Annotated in this window: 14 protein-coding genes; 4 read left to right on the plus strand and 10 right to left on the minus strand. The window is 62.8% G+C overall.

Annotation, left to right across the window (positions count from 1 at the left end; all coding sequences use genetic code 11):
* Nucleotides 1-169: 169 nt before the first annotated feature.
* From acnA to M1D51_RS13065, 3 genes are all read right to left on the minus strand, one after another.
* Complete coding sequence (gene acnA, locus M1D51_RS13055) at nt 170-2,977, minus strand: aconitate hydratase AcnA (RefSeq protein WP_458106795.1); 2,808 nt, start codon at nt 2,975-2,977, stop codon at nt 170-172.
* Nucleotides 2,978-3,209: 232 nt separating this feature from the next.
* Nucleotides 3,210-4,586, minus strand: coding sequence for a class I SAM-dependent RNA methyltransferase (locus tag M1D51_RS13060; protein ID WP_172323598.1), 1,377 nt, complete (start codon nt 4,584-4,586; stop codon nt 3,210-3,212).
* Nucleotides 4,587-6,560, minus strand: a complete 1,974-nt coding sequence (locus M1D51_RS13065) for an APC family permease (RefSeq protein ID WP_458106796.1) — start codon at nt 6,558-6,560, stop codon at nt 4,587-4,589. It abuts the gene before it with no gap.
* A gap of 116 nt (nt 6,561-6,676) precedes the next feature.
* Here M1D51_RS13065 and M1D51_RS13070 point away from each other — a divergent pair, with 116 nt between their 5' ends.
* Nucleotides 6,677-7,348 (plus strand): potassium channel family protein, encoded by a 672-nt coding sequence (locus M1D51_RS13070; RefSeq protein WP_172321966.1) that lies wholly within the window; start codon nt 6,677-6,679, stop codon nt 7,346-7,348.
* Nucleotides 7,348-8,085 carry a potassium channel family protein gene (locus tag M1D51_RS13075; RefSeq protein WP_458106797.1) on the plus strand — a complete coding sequence of 246 codons (738 nt, stop codon included), beginning with the start codon at nt 7,348-7,350 and terminating at the stop codon, nt 8,083-8,085. The genes M1D51_RS13070 and M1D51_RS13075 overlap by 1 nt, the downstream gene beginning before the upstream one ends.
* On the opposite strand, the gene M1D51_RS13080 is transcribed toward M1D51_RS13075, so the two are convergent.
* The 3 genes from M1D51_RS13080 to dut form a co-directional block, all read right to left on the minus strand.
* On the minus strand, nt 8,052-8,834 hold the full coding sequence (locus M1D51_RS13080; RefSeq protein WP_172321961.1) for a DUF3159 domain-containing protein: 783 nt from the start codon (nt 8,832-8,834) through the stop codon (nt 8,052-8,054). The two genes, M1D51_RS13075 and M1D51_RS13080, sit on opposite strands and share 34 nt — an antisense overlap.
* Nucleotides 8,835-9,200: 366 nt before the next feature.
* Entirely contained in the window at nt 9,201-9,935 is a 735-nt protein-coding gene (locus M1D51_RS13085) for a DUF3710 domain-containing protein (protein WP_458106798.1), read from the minus strand.
* A gap of 110 nt (nt 9,936-10,045) precedes the next feature.
* Complete coding sequence (gene dut / locus M1D51_RS13090) at nt 10,046-10,585, minus strand: dUTP diphosphatase (protein WP_458106799.1); 540 nt, start codon at nt 10,583-10,585, stop codon at nt 10,046-10,048.
* Nucleotides 10,586-10,688: 103 nt separating this feature from the next.
* Between dut and M1D51_RS13095 the strand changes: the two genes are divergently transcribed.
* Nucleotides 10,689-11,186 (plus strand): DUF3093 domain-containing protein, encoded by a 498-nt coding sequence (locus M1D51_RS13095; protein ID WP_458106800.1) that lies wholly within the window; start codon nt 10,689-10,691, stop codon nt 11,184-11,186.
* Between the two features lie 39 nt (nt 11,187-11,225).
* Here M1D51_RS13095 and M1D51_RS13100 read toward each other — a convergent pair whose 3' ends face one another.
* A complete protein-coding gene (locus M1D51_RS13100; protein ID WP_172321956.1) occupies nt 11,226-11,525 on the minus strand; it encodes a DUF4193 domain-containing protein in 300 nt (99 codons plus the stop codon).
* Between the two features lie 286 nt (nt 11,526-11,811).
* Here M1D51_RS13100 and sepH point away from each other — a divergent pair, with 286 nt between their 5' ends.
* Nucleotides 11,812-13,140 (plus strand): septation protein SepH, encoded by a 1,329-nt coding sequence (gene sepH / locus M1D51_RS13105; RefSeq protein WP_458106801.1) that lies wholly within the window; start codon nt 11,812-11,814, stop codon nt 13,138-13,140.
* A gap of 32 nt (nt 13,141-13,172) precedes the next feature.
* Here the strand turns inward: sepH and M1D51_RS13110 are convergent, their stop codons facing one another.
* From M1D51_RS13110 to M1D51_RS13120, 3 genes are read right to left on the minus strand one after another with little or no spacing between them, the layout of a single operon-like run.
* A complete protein-coding gene (locus tag M1D51_RS13110) occupies nt 13,173-13,907 on the minus strand; it encodes a thymidine kinase (protein ID WP_458106802.1) in 735 nt (244 codons plus the stop codon).
* Nucleotides 13,900-15,120, minus strand: a complete 1,221-nt coding sequence (locus M1D51_RS13115; RefSeq protein WP_458106803.1) for an alkaline phosphatase family protein — start codon at nt 15,118-15,120, stop codon at nt 13,900-13,902. Before M1D51_RS13115 ends, M1D51_RS13110 begins: the two co-directional genes overlap by 8 nt.
* Nucleotides 15,117-15,842 carry a DUF5998 family protein gene (locus tag M1D51_RS13120; RefSeq protein ID WP_172321953.1) on the minus strand — a complete coding sequence of 242 codons (726 nt, stop codon included), beginning with the start codon at nt 15,840-15,842 and terminating at the stop codon, nt 15,117-15,119. Before M1D51_RS13120 ends, M1D51_RS13115 begins: the two co-directional genes overlap by 4 nt.
* Between the last annotated feature and the right edge of the window lie 24 nt (nt 15,843-15,866).

Below are 15,866 nucleotides of genomic sequence, written 5' to 3' on the forward strand. Positions count from 1 at the left end.
TTAGGGTGAATGACGTGCTTGTTAACTTTAGCGCGTGCCCGGGAACCTCGTGTTTTCCCGCGCCTGCGCGCTGTGTGGCTTCGATTCCCGGGACGGCAACAGCCCCGGCAGGTCATACGACCGGCCGGGGCTGTTGGCCTCGAAAATCAGCTGGAAACCAGCTGGTTCACTACGCGGAGATCTGGCGAAGCACGTACTGCAGGATGCCACCGTTGCGGTAGTAGTCCGCTTCACCCGGGGTATCGATACGCAGGACAGCATCGAAGGACTTGGACGTGCCGTCCTCAGCCGTTGCCGTCACCTTGAGCGTCTTGGGCGTGGTGCCGTTGTTCAGCTCGGTCACGCCCTCAACAGCAAAGGTTTCCGTACCAGTCAGGCCCAGCGTTGCAGCAGACTCGCCGGCGGGGTACTGCAGCGGAAGCACGCCCATGCCGATCAGGTTGGAGCGGTGGATGCGCTCGTAGCTCTCAGCAACAACGGCTTTGACACCCAGGAGCGCCGTGCCCTTGGCTGCCCAGTCACGGGATGAACCGGAACCGTATTCCTTGCCGGCCAGGACCACCAGCGGCGTTCCCGCGGCCTGATAGTTCTGCGCAGCGTCGTAGACGTACGCCTGCGGTGCACCTTCCTGGCTGAAGTCGCGGGTGAAGCCACCCTCGACGCCGTCCAGGAGCTGGTTCTTGATGCGGATATTGGCAAAGGTGCCGCGGATCATGACTTCGTGGTTGCCACGGCGTGAACCGTAGGAGTTGAAGTCCTTGCGCTCCACACCGTTGGCCAGGAGGTACTGACCTGCCGGGGTGTCCGACTTGAACGAGCCGGCCGGGGAGATGTGGTCCGTGGTGACGGAATCGCCAAGCTTCAGGAGCACACGGGCACCGGAAATGTCCTGAACGGGATCCGGCTGGGCCTTCATGCCTTCGAAGTATGGGGGCTTCCGCACGTAGGTGGAATCCTCAGCCCAGGCGAAGGTGTCACCGGCAGGGGTGTCCAGTGCCTTCCAACGGTCGTCGCCGTCGAAAACGCCCTCGTAACCCTTGGCGAACATCGCCTCGTCGATGGAGGAGTCAATGACTTCCTGCACCTCTGTGGGATTCGGCCAAATGTCCTTCAGGAAGACTTCGTTGCCTTCGGAATCGGTGCCCAGGGCATCGGTGTCGAAGTCGAAGTCCATGGAGCCGGCCAGTGCGTAGGCGATGACCAACGGCGGCGAGGCCAGGTAGTTCATCTTCACGTCCGGGTTGATGCGGCCCTCAAAGTTGCGGTTACCGGAGAGGACTGCGGTGACGGAGAGATCGTTGGCCTGGATTGCCTCGGAGATTTCCGGCTCCAGCGGGCCGGAGTTACCGATGCAGGTGGCGCAGCCGTAACCCACAATGTAGAAGCCAAGCTTCTCAAGGTAAGGAGTGAGGCCGGATTTCTCGTAGTAGTCAGTGACAACCTTGGAACCGGGAGCAACGGAGGTCTTGACCCACGGCTTGGACGTCAGGCCCTTGTCTACGGCGTTGCGTGCCAAGAGGGCAGCAGCGAGCATGACGGAGGGGTTGGACGTGTTGGTGCAGGACGTGATCGATGCGATCGACACTGCACCGTGGTCCAGCTCGAACTCGCGGCCGTCGGCAGTCTTGACCTTGACCGGCGACGACGGGCGGCCGTGCGCACCGTTGGCGGCGGAGAAAACGCGTTCAGTCTCCGTGGTGTGCGAGTCGGCGTGCGTGAAGGACGGGGCATCCGAAGCCGGGAACGATTCGTCCAGTGACTCGTCAACGCTGCCGTCTTCGATGGCGACGTAGTTGTGGATGTCCTTGCGGAACTGTTCCTTGGCATCGGTGAGCTCAATGCGGTCCTGAGGACGCTTGGGGCCGGAGATGGAAGGAACAACTGTGGACAGATCCAGTTCGAGGAACTCGGAGAAGCGCAGTTCGCGGGAGGGATCGTGCCAGAGGCCCTGTTCCTTGCTGTACGCCTCCACAAGGGCGACGTTCGCTTCGGAACGGCCGGTCAGGCGCAGGTAGTCCAGCGTGACGTCGTCGATCGGGAACATGGCAGCCGTGGAACCGAATTCCGGGCTCATGTTGCCGATGGTGGCGCGGTTGGCCAACGGCACGGCGGCAACGCCTTCACCGTAGAACTCAACGAACTTGCCAACAACGCCGTGCTTGCGCAGCATTTCGGTGATGGTGAGGACGACGTCGGTGGCGGTAGCGCCGGCCGGGATGCTGCCCTTGAGCTTGAAACCCACAACGCGCGGAATCAGCATGGAGACGGGCTGGCCGAGCATTGCAGCCTCGGCTTCGATGCCGCCGACGCCCCAGCCCAGGATGCCCAGACCGTTGACCATGGTGGTGTGCGAGTCGGTACCGACGCAGGTGTCGGGGTAGGCACGAAGAACGCCATCAACCTCGCGGGTCATGACCGTGCGTGCCAGGTACTCGATGTTGACCTGGTGCACGATGCCGGTTCCCGGAGGGACAACCTTGAAGTCGTCGAACGCGGTCTGGCCCCAGCGAAGGAACTGGTAGCGCTCACCATTGCGCTGGTATTCGATCTCCATGTTGCGCTCCAGTGCGCCGGAGTTACCGAAGGCGTCGATCTGGACGGAGTGGTCGATGACCATTTCTGCAGGCGCCAGGGGGTTGACGCGCTTGGGATCGCCGCCGAGCTCCTTGACTGCTTCGCGCATGGTGGCGAGGTCAACAACGCAGGGAACGCCGGTGAAGTCCTGCATGATGACGCGGGCGGGGGTGAACTGGATTTCCGTGTCGGGCTCCGCATTGGGATCCCAACCGGCCAGGGCGCGGACATGGTCCGCCGTAATATTGGCGCCATCCTCAGTCCGCAGGAGGTTTTCAAGCAATACCTTAAGGCTGAACGGAAGGCTGTCTGCGCCCTCTACGGAGTTCAACCGGAAAATTTCATAATCGGTGCCGGCTACATTCAGTACGCCTTTGGAACCGAAGCTGTCCACAGTGCTCATGGCAGGACTCCTCTCGCAACAGTTTCATCTTTGTCGCGTGGTTGGCCGCTAGCCAGTTAGGCGCACCTTACTTAGCCGGGCGGCATCTCTCTTGGTCACCCCGGTCCGCGGTGTTGATTCCCCCGGAGCGGGACTACTACGCCCATCGTAGTGGCATCCGTCCCAAGAGTGGCACGCCTGACCCCAAACCCGCGCCGCCCGCCGCGCTCCGGCGGACGGGCGACACTCCAGGTTATGAGGAAGGGACGATCAGGCCCACTGTTTCCAGGTGATGGGTGTGCGGGTAGAGATCGAAGGCGCGTAGCGACTCCAGACGCCAACCGCCCTGATGGAAGTAACCCAGATCACGCGCAAAGGAAGCGGGATCGCAGGACACATAGGCGATTGCGCGGGGACCGGTGGCCATCAATTGCTTGACTACGGCCTTTCCGGCTCCGGCCCGCGGCGGATCCAGCACCAGGGAGTCGAAGCTGCGGGCACTGTGGTTCAGCACCCGCTCCACCCTCCCTTGGACAATTTCCACCTGCGGTTCCCCGTGCAGGTTCTTTCGGGCGTCGCGACTGGTGCCGGGGGCACCTTCCACCGAGAGCACCGAGCCAGTAATGCCCACGGCGTCGGCCAAGGGGGCCGTGAACAGCCCTGCACCGGCATAGAGATCGGCGACTGCGGCGCCGGGCTGCAAGTACCCGCCACGCGAAAGATAGTCCGTCACAGCGCCCACCAGTGTTTCCGGCGCATCCTTGTGGATCTGCCAGAAGCCTTCGCCGGTGACCCGGTATTCATGGCCTGCCGCACTTTCCTGCACCCAGGTTCTGCCCCGCAACTGCAAGACCTCCCCCTTGCCGGGATCCACGCTGGCTACCGACACATCATGCGGCAACTGCGACACGATGCTGTGCACCCGCTTGGGGCTCGTTCCCTCTTCCGGCGCCAGCAGAATCAGGGGCCGGGAACCATTGGCCGGCATGGCAACCTCAACGCGGGCGATGCCCGAAAGGTCAAGGTCCCACAACTTCAAATCGTTGAGGCCCGGGAGCGCCAAGGGCATGTCCTTGACGGGAAGCACCACGTCGGAGCGGTGCGCGTGCATGCCCAACCGCCCTTTGGAAGTCACAGCAAAGCCGGCGCGCGTGCGCCAGCCAAGGCCGTCGTCGTGGTTTTCCCCCACCGCTTCCACCTCGGTGGCGAGGTCAAGGCCGGCAAGGCGCTTAAGTTGTTCAGCCAGGACTTCGGCCTTCAGGGCACGCTGGTGCTCCAGCGAGATATGTCCGAGCTCGGCACCGCCCACCGGCGGTCCGCCCCGGTTCCAGGCGGACGGCGAATCCGCCGCCTTCCAAAAGTGCGGGACCCGGTGGGGCGAAGCCTCAAGGACGTCGACGACGTCGGCCCGCCAGAAACGCGACGAGTCACCGGAATCGGTCAACCGTACCCGGACCTTCTCTCCGGGGACGGCATGCCGGACGAAAATGACGCGCCCTTCATGCCGGGCGACGAAGTGTCCTCCGTGGGCGATGGGTCCAATGTCCAGGACAAGTTCGGTACCGGGCGTGCCCTGGTCATGGCCCTGGTGGTCCGGGGCGTGTCGGGGGGAATTGCTGTTGGAGGTCATTTAGGTATCCTGCAGTGCCTTTGCTTCTTCGGACGACTTCAGTTGCCATGGAACGCTGGCAACCATGACTCCAGGTTCAAAGTGGAGCCGCGTCTTGATTCGGAGTGCTGTTTGGTTATGGACCAGTTGTTCCCACCATTTGCCCACGACGTACTCGGGAATGTAGACGACGATCAGGTCCCGCGGCGAGTCGCGGCGCATGTTCTTGATGTAGTCCATGATGGGTGTCACGGTCTCGCGGTAAGGGCTGGCCAGGACGGTCAGCGGTACTGGAATTTCAAGCTTTTCCCAGTCCCTGACGGTGTGCTCGGTCTCCTCGGTGTTGATGTCCACGGTAATTGCATCAAGGCGTGAGGGCCTCGACGCCCTGGCATAGGCCAAAGCCCTCAGGACGGGTTTGCGGACATGCGAAACAAGGATCACCGCATGGACACGGGTGGGCAATGCGCGGGGGGACGAGTCCTCGTCCACGGCCAGTTCCCTGGCCACGTTGTCATAGTGTGCCCGGATGCTCCACATGATGAGGAAGAGGACAAACATGGCCAGCAGGGCGATCCAGGCACCTTGCTCAAACTTGGTAATCAGGACGATCACCAGGACCAGGGCAGTCATGCCGAAGCCCAGCATATTGATGGTGCGCGACTTGAAGATGCGGCGGCGGACAGCCTTGTCCCTGGCAAGTTTGAGCTCACGTCCCCAGTGGCGGATCATCCCCAACTGGCTGGCCGTGAAGGAAATGAAGACACCCACAATGTAGAGCTGGATCAGCTTGGTGACATCGGCGTTGAAGGCAAGGATCAGGACCAGGGCTCCGGCGGCCAGCGCCAGGACGCCGTTGCTGAAGGCAAGGCGGTCACCGCGGGTACGGAGCTGGCGTGGCAGGTATCCGTCCTGCGCGAGGATGGAGCCGAGCACGGGGAAGCCGTTGAAGGCGGTGTTGGAGGCAAAGACCAGGATGACGCCCGTAGCTGCAACCACGACGTAAAAAAGGATGGAACCCGAGCCAAAAATGGTGTCTGCGATCTGGCTGATGGCAGGCGTTTGGATGTAGTCCCCGGGCAGGGGTTTGCCGTCCACCAGGAACTCCCGGGCAGGGTCCAGGACAATGTGTACTTTGGTGGCGTTGGCAAGGTACAGAATCCCGGCCAGCATGGAGGCTGCTATGACGCCGAGCAAGAGCAGCGTGCTGGCCGCATTCTTGCTTTTGGGCTTGCGGAAATTCGGCACGCCGTTGCTGATGGCCTCAACACCGGTGAGCGCCGCAGCCCCTGAGGAAAAGGCCCGCAGCAGCAGGAAGGCCCCGGCGAGGCCCACAAGGCCCTCGTCGAAGCCGGGCTCGGGAACGATGGTGAAGTTGGCGGAGGGCGCTTCGCCCAGTGTCCCGGTTGCAGCTTGGAAGATGCCTACCGCAGTCATGCCGAGGATGGAGGCCATGAAAATGTAGGTGGGGACGGCGAATAGCGTGCCGGCCTCCTTGACCCCGCGGAGGTTGACCAAGGCGAGGATGACGACGCCGATGGTGGCGATCAGTGCCTGCTGGCCGTGCAGCGAGGGGATGGCTGTTGTCAGGTAGGTTGCGGCTGAGGACATGGATACCGCAACTGTCAGCACGTAATCCACCAACAGGGCCGATGCGACAGTCAGCCCTGCATACTTGCCCAGGTTCACGCTGGCGATCTCATAGTCGCCGCCGCCCGACGGATAAGCGTGGACGTTTTGGCGGTAGGACGCCACCACTGTGAGCAAAACCACCATGACCGCGAGGCCGACAAGTGGCGAGAAGGCCACAGCGCTAACCCCCGCCAAGGCGAGGGTCAGCAGGATTTCGTCGGGAGCATAGGCAACCGAAGACAACGCGTCCGAGGCGAAGATCGGCAAAGCGATGCGTTTGGGCAACAAGGTGTGGGACAGCCGGTCATTCCTGACCGGCCGGCCCACCAACACCCGCTTCGCGGCATTCAAAATTGTCAGCACTCCGCAAAGCTACTCTGAATCCCCATCGATGTCATGACGGTTGTTCGCAAGCGCAGCCACCCCGCACCGGTAAAGTCATACCGAGCGGAACGCACAGCACAGATAAAGGAGACATGGTGGCTCACTTCGTGATCATGGGTTGCGGCCGTGTTGGCGCAACGCTGGCACACACTTTGGAAGATGCCGGCCACTCGGTCGCCATCATCGACCAGGACGAGCGGGCCTTCCGCCGGCTGCGCAATACCTTTACCGGACGCAAGGTCACCGGCGTCGGCTTTGACAGGGACACCCTCAAGCAGGCCGGCGTGGAAGAGGCCTATGCCTTCGCTGCCGTTTCCAGTGGCGACAACTCGAACATCCTCGCAACCCGCGTGGCCCGTGAGACTTTCCACGTCGCCCATGTGGTTGCGCGCATCTATGATCCCGGCCGCGCCGAAATCTACCAGCGGCTCGGCATCCCCACGGTGGCAGCTGTCCGCTGGAGCGCAGACCAGGTCCTGCGCCGCATACTTCCGGAGCAGCATCTGGCCGGCGATTACCGCGAGCCCTCAGGCCGTCTCGTGCTCGCCGAAGTGGACCTGCACGAGGACTGGATCGGGCACAGCCTTGCTTCGATCGAGGCCGCCTCGGGAATCCGCATCGCTTTCCTCACACGGTTTGGTGAAGGCGTGCTTCCCCAGGCCGGCACGGCTTACCAGGAAGGCGATACGGTCCACGCGATGCTGAGCCTGGACAGAACGTCCGAGATCAGCCGGATCCTCGCCAAAGCACCCGCCAAGGAGTCTTAGTGAAAGTTGTCATTGTTGGCGCAGGAAGCGTCGGCTCGTCCATTGCGCGTGAACTTCTGGCCCATAAACACCAGATCCTGCTCATTGACCTCAAGCCCGAGGTCATTGGCCGCAGTGGACTGCGGGGCGCCCGGTGGCTGGTGGGAGACGCCTGCGAACTCAGCACCCTGCAGGACGCAAAACTTGAGGATGCCGACGTCGTGGTTTCTGCCACCGGGGACGACAAAGTCAATCTGGTGGTGTCCCTGTTGGCCAAAACCGAGTTTGGCGTGGGCCGCACCGTGGGCCGTGTGAACAACCCCAAGAACGATTGGATGTTCAACGATTCCTGGGGCGTCGACGTCGCGGTCAACACTCCGCAGCTTATGACGGCGCTGGTGGAAGAAGCCGTGGAGATCGGCGACATCGTGCGCTTGCTGACCCTGCAGACAGGAGTGGCATCGATCGTGGAATTCACCGTCCCCCACGACTCCCATGTCATCGGCAGCACCGTGGGCGGGATCGACTGGCCCGAGGACGCCACTTTGGTAGCCATCCTGCGCGATCAAGCGCCCATTACCCCTACCCGGGACGATGTCCTTGATGGCGGTGACGAACTGTTCTTCGTCACCACCATCGCAGCAGAGGACGGTCTCCGTTCACTGTTGTCACCAGGTTCCGACGACGGTGGGGAACCACTCGAGGGAACGTCCGGAGCCGCGGATCAAGCGTCCGAGGACGACGGCTTCGACGGTTGAGGTGCAGGCTTGGTGAGCAGCCAGGCAACCCAAAGGCCAAGGATGTACAGCGGGGCGCCCATCAGGAGCCTGGTGGTCGCCAGCGCTGTCAGGCCGGCTTCTCCCATGAAGTAGAGCGGGACCTGGACTACCAGTCGCAGTGCAAGAACCGCCACCACAATCCACGTGCCCAGCCTGTAAGCCCTGAGCCGCTCGGGATCCTTCCGCCATTCGAGTCCCTCATTGCGTACGAAGCCAAAGAGAAGGCCGGCCACCGGCCATTTGAGGACGATGGAGAGGACCATGGCGGCGATATAGGCAATGTTGGTGAAGAAGCCCAGGACGTAGAAATCCTCTGCCTTCCCCGTGGTGTTGGCCAGCCACGCTGAAATACCGACTCCCACAACCCCGGCCAGTGCCTGGGTCAGGGGACGCCGTTGGATCAAACGGACTACGGTGAAAACCGCGGCAGCAGCCAAAGCTGCCACCAAAGCAGGGGTCAAATCCCGGGTCACGGTGAACACCACCAGGAAAACCAGTCCCGGAAGGATACTTTCGGCAATGCCCTGCCAGCCGCCTGCGGACTTCAGCATGTCCACGTGCCCGGCACTGTTCCGGTGCAGGCCCGCTTTCCCGGCGTAACCGGCAGCGAGATCGGACACGCTGGGCGCTTCCGCTGACGGCTTGGCGGAAGCCTCGGGCGGGGAAGCCTGGTGATCAGGACCAGCTCCCCCGGTGTTCTGAGGTTCTGATCCGTTGGCCACGGTCATAGGTGCTCCTGACGGGAAAGAATTTCGTAGCGTGGATTGAACATTGCCGGCAACCCGTCAAGCTGGGTCACCATGCCATTCAGGCTAAGCTGCACTCCGGCTTCGATGCCGGGTACGCGTGTCCTGCCCAGCCAGATAACACGAAGACGGTCGTAGGGCTTCCGGACTCCCCCTGCGGTATTTCCCTGGTGGGACCCGGGCCCCAGGGTGTCGACGACAACAGCGGAGAAAAACGGCTGATTGCCGGGTGGCTGATGCGTGACCGACTCAATAAAGCCCGTGCACACCGCCCTTCCACGGGCAGGAAGATCACGAACCCCCTGCGCCGTGGGACGCTGGCCGGCCGTCCTTCCCCCGCCCGCAGTATCAGCCAATCTGGGTGATCTCCGGCCCTCGTTCAGGCTGCTCCATGGCAGGTGCATTCTGCGGAGCGCCAGCCTGCCCGGGCACTGCAGCGTCCTTGGGCAGGCGCAACTGCAGCAATTCGCGCGGGGGCATCGGGTTGTCGCCGCGCACCACTACCACCCGGCGGAAAAGTTCTTCCAGCCCCGCCGCAGCATCGCGCTCAAGGGCAGCCTGCCCACCCAGGACTCCCCGAAGGAACCAGCGCGGCCCGTCCACGCCCATAAAGCGTGCAGCGCGGAAGCCACGGCTGCCGTCGGCCGCTTCGGCAGGCAGCTTGGCCACAAGCTCAGTACCGAACGCTCCGGAAACTTCTTCGGTTTCCCCGCCCTGGCTGGCCACCGACTGGGTGATCTGTTCCCGGATCTCATCCCACAAACCTTCAGACCGCGGAGCCGCAAACGCCTGGAGCTGAAGGCTGGAGCCCTCCAGGTCCATGGTCACGGCCACCACGCGCTGGGTAGCTTCTTCCACTTCAAGCCTCAATTGCAGACCCTCGGCGGGGGCGATCAGGAGGGCACCGAGGTCCACGTATCCATCACGGTCCTCGATCTCGTCTATATCCAAGGGGCCTTTGGCGAGCCGGAAGTCACCGGGCGTGCCTGATTCAGGACTCTGTGCCTCAGCACCGGATTCCTCGACGGTGCCGGCGGTTTCGGACCGCTCGTCCTTGGACTTCTTGCCGCGCCCAAAAAGCATTGGGTTTTCTCCTTAGTAGTGGTCTATCCCCAAGTAAACCGCACCCACGTTGAACCACGTTAAACCACGCCACGGCAATAGCTGCGACGTAGGAGGGTCCAGTGGTTCGCTTAGGCCTTCGGTGCGTTAAAGCCGCCCGTGGAACCAAAGCCACCGGTTCCGCGAACGGAATCGGAGAGCTGGTCTACAGCCACGAACCGCGCGTACTCAACGCGCTGAATCACCATCTGTGCAATTCTATCGCCGCGCTTGAGGTCAATGGCGTGCTTTTGGTCGGTGTTCAAGAGCGTCACTGCAATTTCGCCCCGGTAGCCTGCGTCAACAGTGCCTGGGGCGTTGACGATGGTAAGCCCGTGCTTGGTGGCAAGCCCCGAGCGGGGGTGGATCAGTGCCACGAATCCATCCGGGAGCGCAAGGGAAACGCCGGTAGGGACGAGTTTCCGCTCCCCTGGGGCGAGGTGAACGTCCTCCCGCGCCCGGAGGTCTGCCCCGGCATCGCCCGGGTGCGCATAGGACGGCGCTTCCAGCCCGGCGTCGAGCATTTTCAGCTGCACTTCCAGGGTGGGGGCTCCATAGGCGGGAGGCGCCTCACTGCCACTAACGGCTTCTTGGGCGGTGTCTGTACTGAATACTGCGGTCTCATTGCTCACAGTGGTTCATTCTACTGCGGGCCGCAAACCCAGGACCTCCGTCTGTCGGCCCGGCCCACGGTGGTGGACGCAGCGGCCACTCCCCGCCGGATAAGCTGGAGGCATGCCTACGCCTGACCAGTCCTCCCCCGTGCCTGCCCGGAACACTCCGTCGTCCTCTGAGGTCCTGTACACCGAGAAGCTGTGGCCGTCAGTGTGGATCTGGGTTGTGGTGGTTGGCCTGTCCGGTGCCGGCATCCTGATGTTCGGCCCCATCAGCGCGGCCACCGGCATCATCGCGGCCCTGATCCTGCTGGCCATCATGACCATCATGCTGGTGCTCTCGACACCCACCATCAAAGTCACCCCCACCACTGTCCAAGTGGGCCGGGCCAGTATCGAACGGAAGTTCGTTGGATCCGTCGAAGCCTTTACCAAGGCTGAAGCAACCGCCGAGCGGGGTCCCCGGCTCAACGGCCTGGCCTACATGTGCTTCCGTGGGTGGATCGACCCCGTGGTGAAGATTGAGATCACAGACCCCGCAGACCGGACTCCCTACTGGCTTGCCTCGTCCCGCAGGCCTGACGAGCTGGTGTCGGTGCTCACCGCCCCCCGCGCCTGAAAACACCTGCGGCAAACTGCGGCAACACCCATTGCACGCCTAGCTTTCGCACTCCGTGCAGTACAAATGACCGCCCCGCTCCGTGGCGATCTGCGATTTATGCTTCACCAGGAAGCAGTTGAAACAGGTGAACTCGTCCGGCTGGGGTGGCATGACCTGGATCAGGAGCTCTTCGCCGGACAGGTCAGCACCGGGGAGTTCGAAACCGTCGGCAAGGTCTGACTCATCAACGTCCACCGCGGAAGATTGCTTCCCCGACTGGTGCGTCTTGAGCTCTTCCAGGGAATCCTCGCTGACGTCTTCCTCGGTCTTTCGAGGGGCATCGTAATCGGTGGCCATGGTCCTTCCTTGTCCTCTATACCTGCTGTGGGTTTTCACCGGTCCGGTTGTCCATCCGCCGCCGGTGTAAGGGTGCAACGCCGGACGCTTCGGATTTGTGCCCGATTATCGGCCAGATTTTCCTCCCCCGTTCCGCAAAAGTCCATAGCCCCGCGATGACCGGAAAACACCCCTGATACGGCCTGTTTCTCCGGAATATCACGGCACGCCCTTGTTCCTAGTAGGAAAAGACCCCCGCGGGTGGCAGAGTTTCGAATGTCAGTTATGCCATGTGGTGGAGGGTGTTATGCAGGATCTACGACTGGTAGGCGTCCACGACGACGGCGGGCATCTGCTTTTGAGCGGCCCCGGCGGTGCGATGTTCCAGCTTCCGATCGACGAGGCCTTGAGGGCAGCGGCGAGTCGGACCCCTGCCCAAGTGGCGGCACGCGCCGCCAACACACCCATTGCCATGTCCCCGCGCGACATCCAGTCCAGGATCCGCAGCGGGGCCACCGCGGCCGAAGTGGCGGAGCTGTCCGGGCTTCCGCTGGCCAACGTCCAACGCTACGAAGGACCCGTCCTCGCCGAACGTGAGTACGTTGCCAGGCAAGCCCGCAACATCGAAGTCGCCGCCCCCGCTCCGGGCCACGACGCCTACCGCTCGGCGTTCGGCGACAACCCCGCCACGCTGGGTGAGATGGTGGACCACAGGCTCGCTGCGCACGGCATTGATTCCTCCACGGTGGAATGGGATTCGTGGCGCCGTACGGACGGTTCCTGGACCGTCGTCGCGCGCTTTGAAACGGTACCGGGCACCCACGGCAGCATCGGCGAGGAACCTCCCGCCATGTGGACCTTCAGCCCACAACGTAAGTCGCTTCAGAACGCCAACCGCTGGGCCCAACAACTCAGCGAGCTCGAACCCTTGGACGGACCTGTCCCGGCACGCAGGCTCGCTGCTGTTTCAGACCGGCCGTTCGACTTCGAAACCGATGCTGAAACAGCTGCCCGTGCATCAGCCAAGGAATCGGACAGCCTTTTGGAAATGCTCCGCTCACGCCGCGGTCAGCGCCTCGGCGTGGACGAAGACGGGGACGACGCCCTGGCCGTGCTGCTGAGCAATGTTCCGGCAGCCCATCCGCGTCCTGGCACCGAGCACGAAGACATCGACGAAACCACCGCTGCAGATCCCGAGCCGCCCACCCTGGTTGCCGAGGAACCGGCCCGTAAAGACGGACGGCCCTCCATGTTGTCCCGGCTGAGCCTGGCACCGCGGCACTTCGAGCCCCAGGACAATGCCGACGACGACTCGCTGACGCTTCATCAGGGCGTCAGTACGGAAACACGTGAGATCACGGTGGTAGCCAGTCCCCTGCGCCCCGTCACGTCCCTCACGGGACGCAAACCCGCTGGTCTTGACGAACTCCTCGGCGGCAGCAGCCCTGCCCGGGAAGCGGAGGACACGGACCGGGTGGAATCGCCTGAAAACCATGACGAGGGCGAAACCCCGGGCGAGAATGTCAGCGAGGCCCGCAAGGACCCCGATGCCCCTGCAGAACGCCAACCGTCCAGGCCAAAGAGGTCCAGCATTCCCAGCTGGGACGAGATCGTCTTTGGAGCCCGCGGAGACTAGTTCCACGGGCAGGCTGCGCTGAACTTCGCAGCCTAGCTGCGGCGAAGCTCCCCCGCGCCGGGCCACAGACAAGCGTCAATGTCGAAAGGAAGCGGCTGGTCCGCCCCTGCCATCAGGTTGGCCCCGTGCGCTGTAACGCGCCGCATGTAGTGGCGGCGGCACAATGTCTCGTAACCCACCGCGGTCTCATGCCCCGCCTCGGCGTTCTCGCCTGCCGTGTTGTCGCCAATGGTGGAGGGTGCTACGTCGCCCACCATCACCTGTTCGCCTTCCACCACCATGATGCCGTTCACCGTCCGGGCATTCTGGGTTGCCCTCCGCCCGCACCAGCACAGCGCTTCCACCTGCAGCACCTGGACCTTGTCGGCCAACTCAATGAGGCGTTGGGAACCCGGGAACAGCCGGGTGCGGAAATCCGAGGTGATGCCGAAGGCAAAGACGTCCACCTCCATCTCATCCACCACTCGCGCCAACTGCTCCACCTGGGCAGGTGTGTAGAACTGTGCTTCATCACAAATGAGGTAGTCCACTCGAAGTCCACTGGTGCGCCGGACAACTACCTCGTCCCAAAAGTCTGTGTCATTTTCAACCTCCACGGCGTCGATGTGGAGTCCCAGCCTGCTGGAGATGGTGGAATATCCGGCGCGGTCGTTGCAGCTGAAGCGAACACCGCCACGGCCTCTTGCACGGTGGTTGTAGTCCATCTGGAGGGCAAGCGTGGACTTGCCGCAGTCCATGGTGCCTGAGAAGAAGACCAGCTCAGCCACGTTTGCCCTTCTTGCCGGCAGCAGTGAGGCACACCAGGGGAACCTCACGCTCGGCTTTGGTCAGTGAACCGTGCTGGCCCACCACTTCCAACGAAGCCGGGCGGACACGGCGGGTGTCGTACAGTGCCAGGGTGTCGCGGGCCGCAATCATGACATCGCCAATGCGGGGCCCAACCTCCGGGCGGACAGCACCGAACAACCCGGCATCCACAGCTTGGTCGCGGGTGAAGGCCCAGATCCGCTCATTAAAACGACGACGCCAAGCTGCCAGCAGGGCATCTCGATGAGTTACCGTAGCGTCCGGCTCGAGGTACAAATGCACCATGCGGGGTTCACCTGCAGTGTGCCTGACCCCGGCCACCAGGGATTCATCGGCGGAGTAGTCGATTCGTTGGGACTCGGGAACATCCACCATGCCGTGGTCACCGGTCAACAGGATGGTGGTTCCTGGCGGAAGCGTCGAGGAGAGCCGCTTGACCGTGGAATCGAGTTCCTCGAGTTGGTGCTCCCAACGGTCCGATTGGCAGCCATAGCGGTGACCGGCTTTGTCCAACTCGTTGAGGTAGAAGTACATCAGGGAACGTCCGCCTCCGGACATTGCTTCCGCAGCCGCGGCCGTCCTGGCATGCAGCGTAGTGCCGCCAACAAACCTGCTCCCGCGCAGTGCAGCCTGCGTCATGGGCGAATTGCCGAACTGGGGCAGGCTGACCGTCACTACATCCAATTCGGTGGCCAACTGTTCAAAAACCGTGGAATGGGGCTGCCACTCCACCGGGTCAACGTTGGAATCCCAGTTGCCCAGGAGGTTGACTACCTTGTCCTGCCTTGGATCCAGGACGTCATATCCCACCATGCCGTGTTGCCCGGCGGGCAAGCCGGTGCCCAGGCTTGCGAGGGAGGCAGCAGTGGTGCTGGGAAACGCCGAGTCGATCCACTGTGGGACGTTGCCCTGTCCCTCGGCCAGGACTGACCGGAGGAACGGCGTGTGGGAGGCTTTCTGCTTGAGCAGGTTCCGGCCCAACCCGTCAGCGAGGACAACACAGATACGTTTGGATGCCGGTACCTGCAAATGGTTGGTGAAGCCCGGCACGCCGAGGGCTGCTGCAGAACTCGTGAAGACTTCCGCGATGGATCTGCTTCCGAACAGCGGGGCGGAGGGAAGATCCGCTGCGGTGTTGCCCACCGGGGACGAGGTCTGTGCGGCGTCCCTCAACGCTGGTGTCCGCGGCTCAAGCGGTTGCTGAAGACACCCGAACGCGGCCGAGGTGCGGGGATGCTCGAGTGCTGGACGGGGGCGGGATTTCCGGTGTTGACCGCACGCAGGGCACGGGCAAAGACCTTGGCATCCTGGACTGCCTGCAGTCCATCGGCTTCGGCGCTGATACGCAGCACGATGTCTTCCTGGGCGATGGTTCCGCTGTAGCCGTGATCGGCCTCGCATTGGGGGTCACCGCAGCTCGCAGGGCCCATGTCCAGGCGCTGGCCGCCGGACCAAGCGATGGAAACGGTCAGTTCGCGTACAGGATCCGAGGGTTTGTAATCCTGGGGCTGGGAGTACATGTAGCTCAGGACCACCGAGCGGATCTGGGCCACGGGAACTGATTCCGTGGAGATCTGGGCAACAATTTGCTCGCCGGCCTCATCAAGCTGCTGGTCGTCAACATGGGTGATCACCAGCATGTCTTCGGTGAGCACCAGCACGGTGATGTGCCTGCGGACTTCGGCGCGGTCGAAGTGCGTCTCCAGATGCACCAGATGCGAAAGGCACTCCCTGCCGTCCAAAGCGTCATCAACGACGTCGGCCACCAACCGCGGATAAAAGCCCGCTTGCTGCAGTGCCTGGTCCAGGCTCTGCCCCTGGGAGCTGTGGTTATGCGCTGTGTGGTGCCCGGTGTTGGACGGACGTGATTGAGGCGTCGGAGACTGGGTGCTCATTCCCCCATTTTCACAGATCGCTTG

The organism is Arthrobacter sp. R3-55 (assembly GCF_054161505.1).

What these genes read in the sequence shown, in the direction of transcription:
- sepH (WP_458106801.1), top strand. Translation starts at nt 11,812, where the DNA reads ATGCAGGATCTACGACTGGTAGGCGTCCACGACGACGGCGGGCATCTG.
- acnA (WP_458106795.1), bottom strand. Translation starts at nt 2,977, where the DNA reads ATGAGCACTGTGGACAGCTTCGGTTCCAAAGGCGTACTGAATGTAGCC.
- M1D51_RS13100 (WP_172321956.1), bottom strand. Translation starts at nt 11,525, where the DNA reads ATGGCCACCGATTACGATGCCCCTCGAAAGACCGAGGAAGACGTCAGC.
- M1D51_RS13095 (WP_458106800.1), top strand. Translation starts at nt 10,689, where the DNA reads ATGCCTACGCCTGACCAGTCCTCCCCCGTGCCTGCCCGGAACACTCCG.
- M1D51_RS13060 (WP_172323598.1), bottom strand. Translation starts at nt 4,586, where the DNA reads ATGACCTCCAACAGCAATTCCCCCCGACACGCCCCGGACCACCAGGGC.
- M1D51_RS13120 (WP_172321953.1), bottom strand. Translation starts at nt 15,842, where the DNA reads ATGAGCACCCAGTCTCCGACGCCTCAATCACGTCCGTCCAACACCGGG.
- M1D51_RS13085 (WP_458106798.1), bottom strand. Translation starts at nt 9,935, where the DNA reads ATGCTTTTTGGGCGCGGCAAGAAGTCCAAGGACGAGCGGTCCGAAACC.
- M1D51_RS13080 (WP_172321961.1), bottom strand. Translation starts at nt 8,834, where the DNA reads ATGACCGTGGCCAACGGATCAGAACCTCAGAACACCGGGGGAGCTGGT.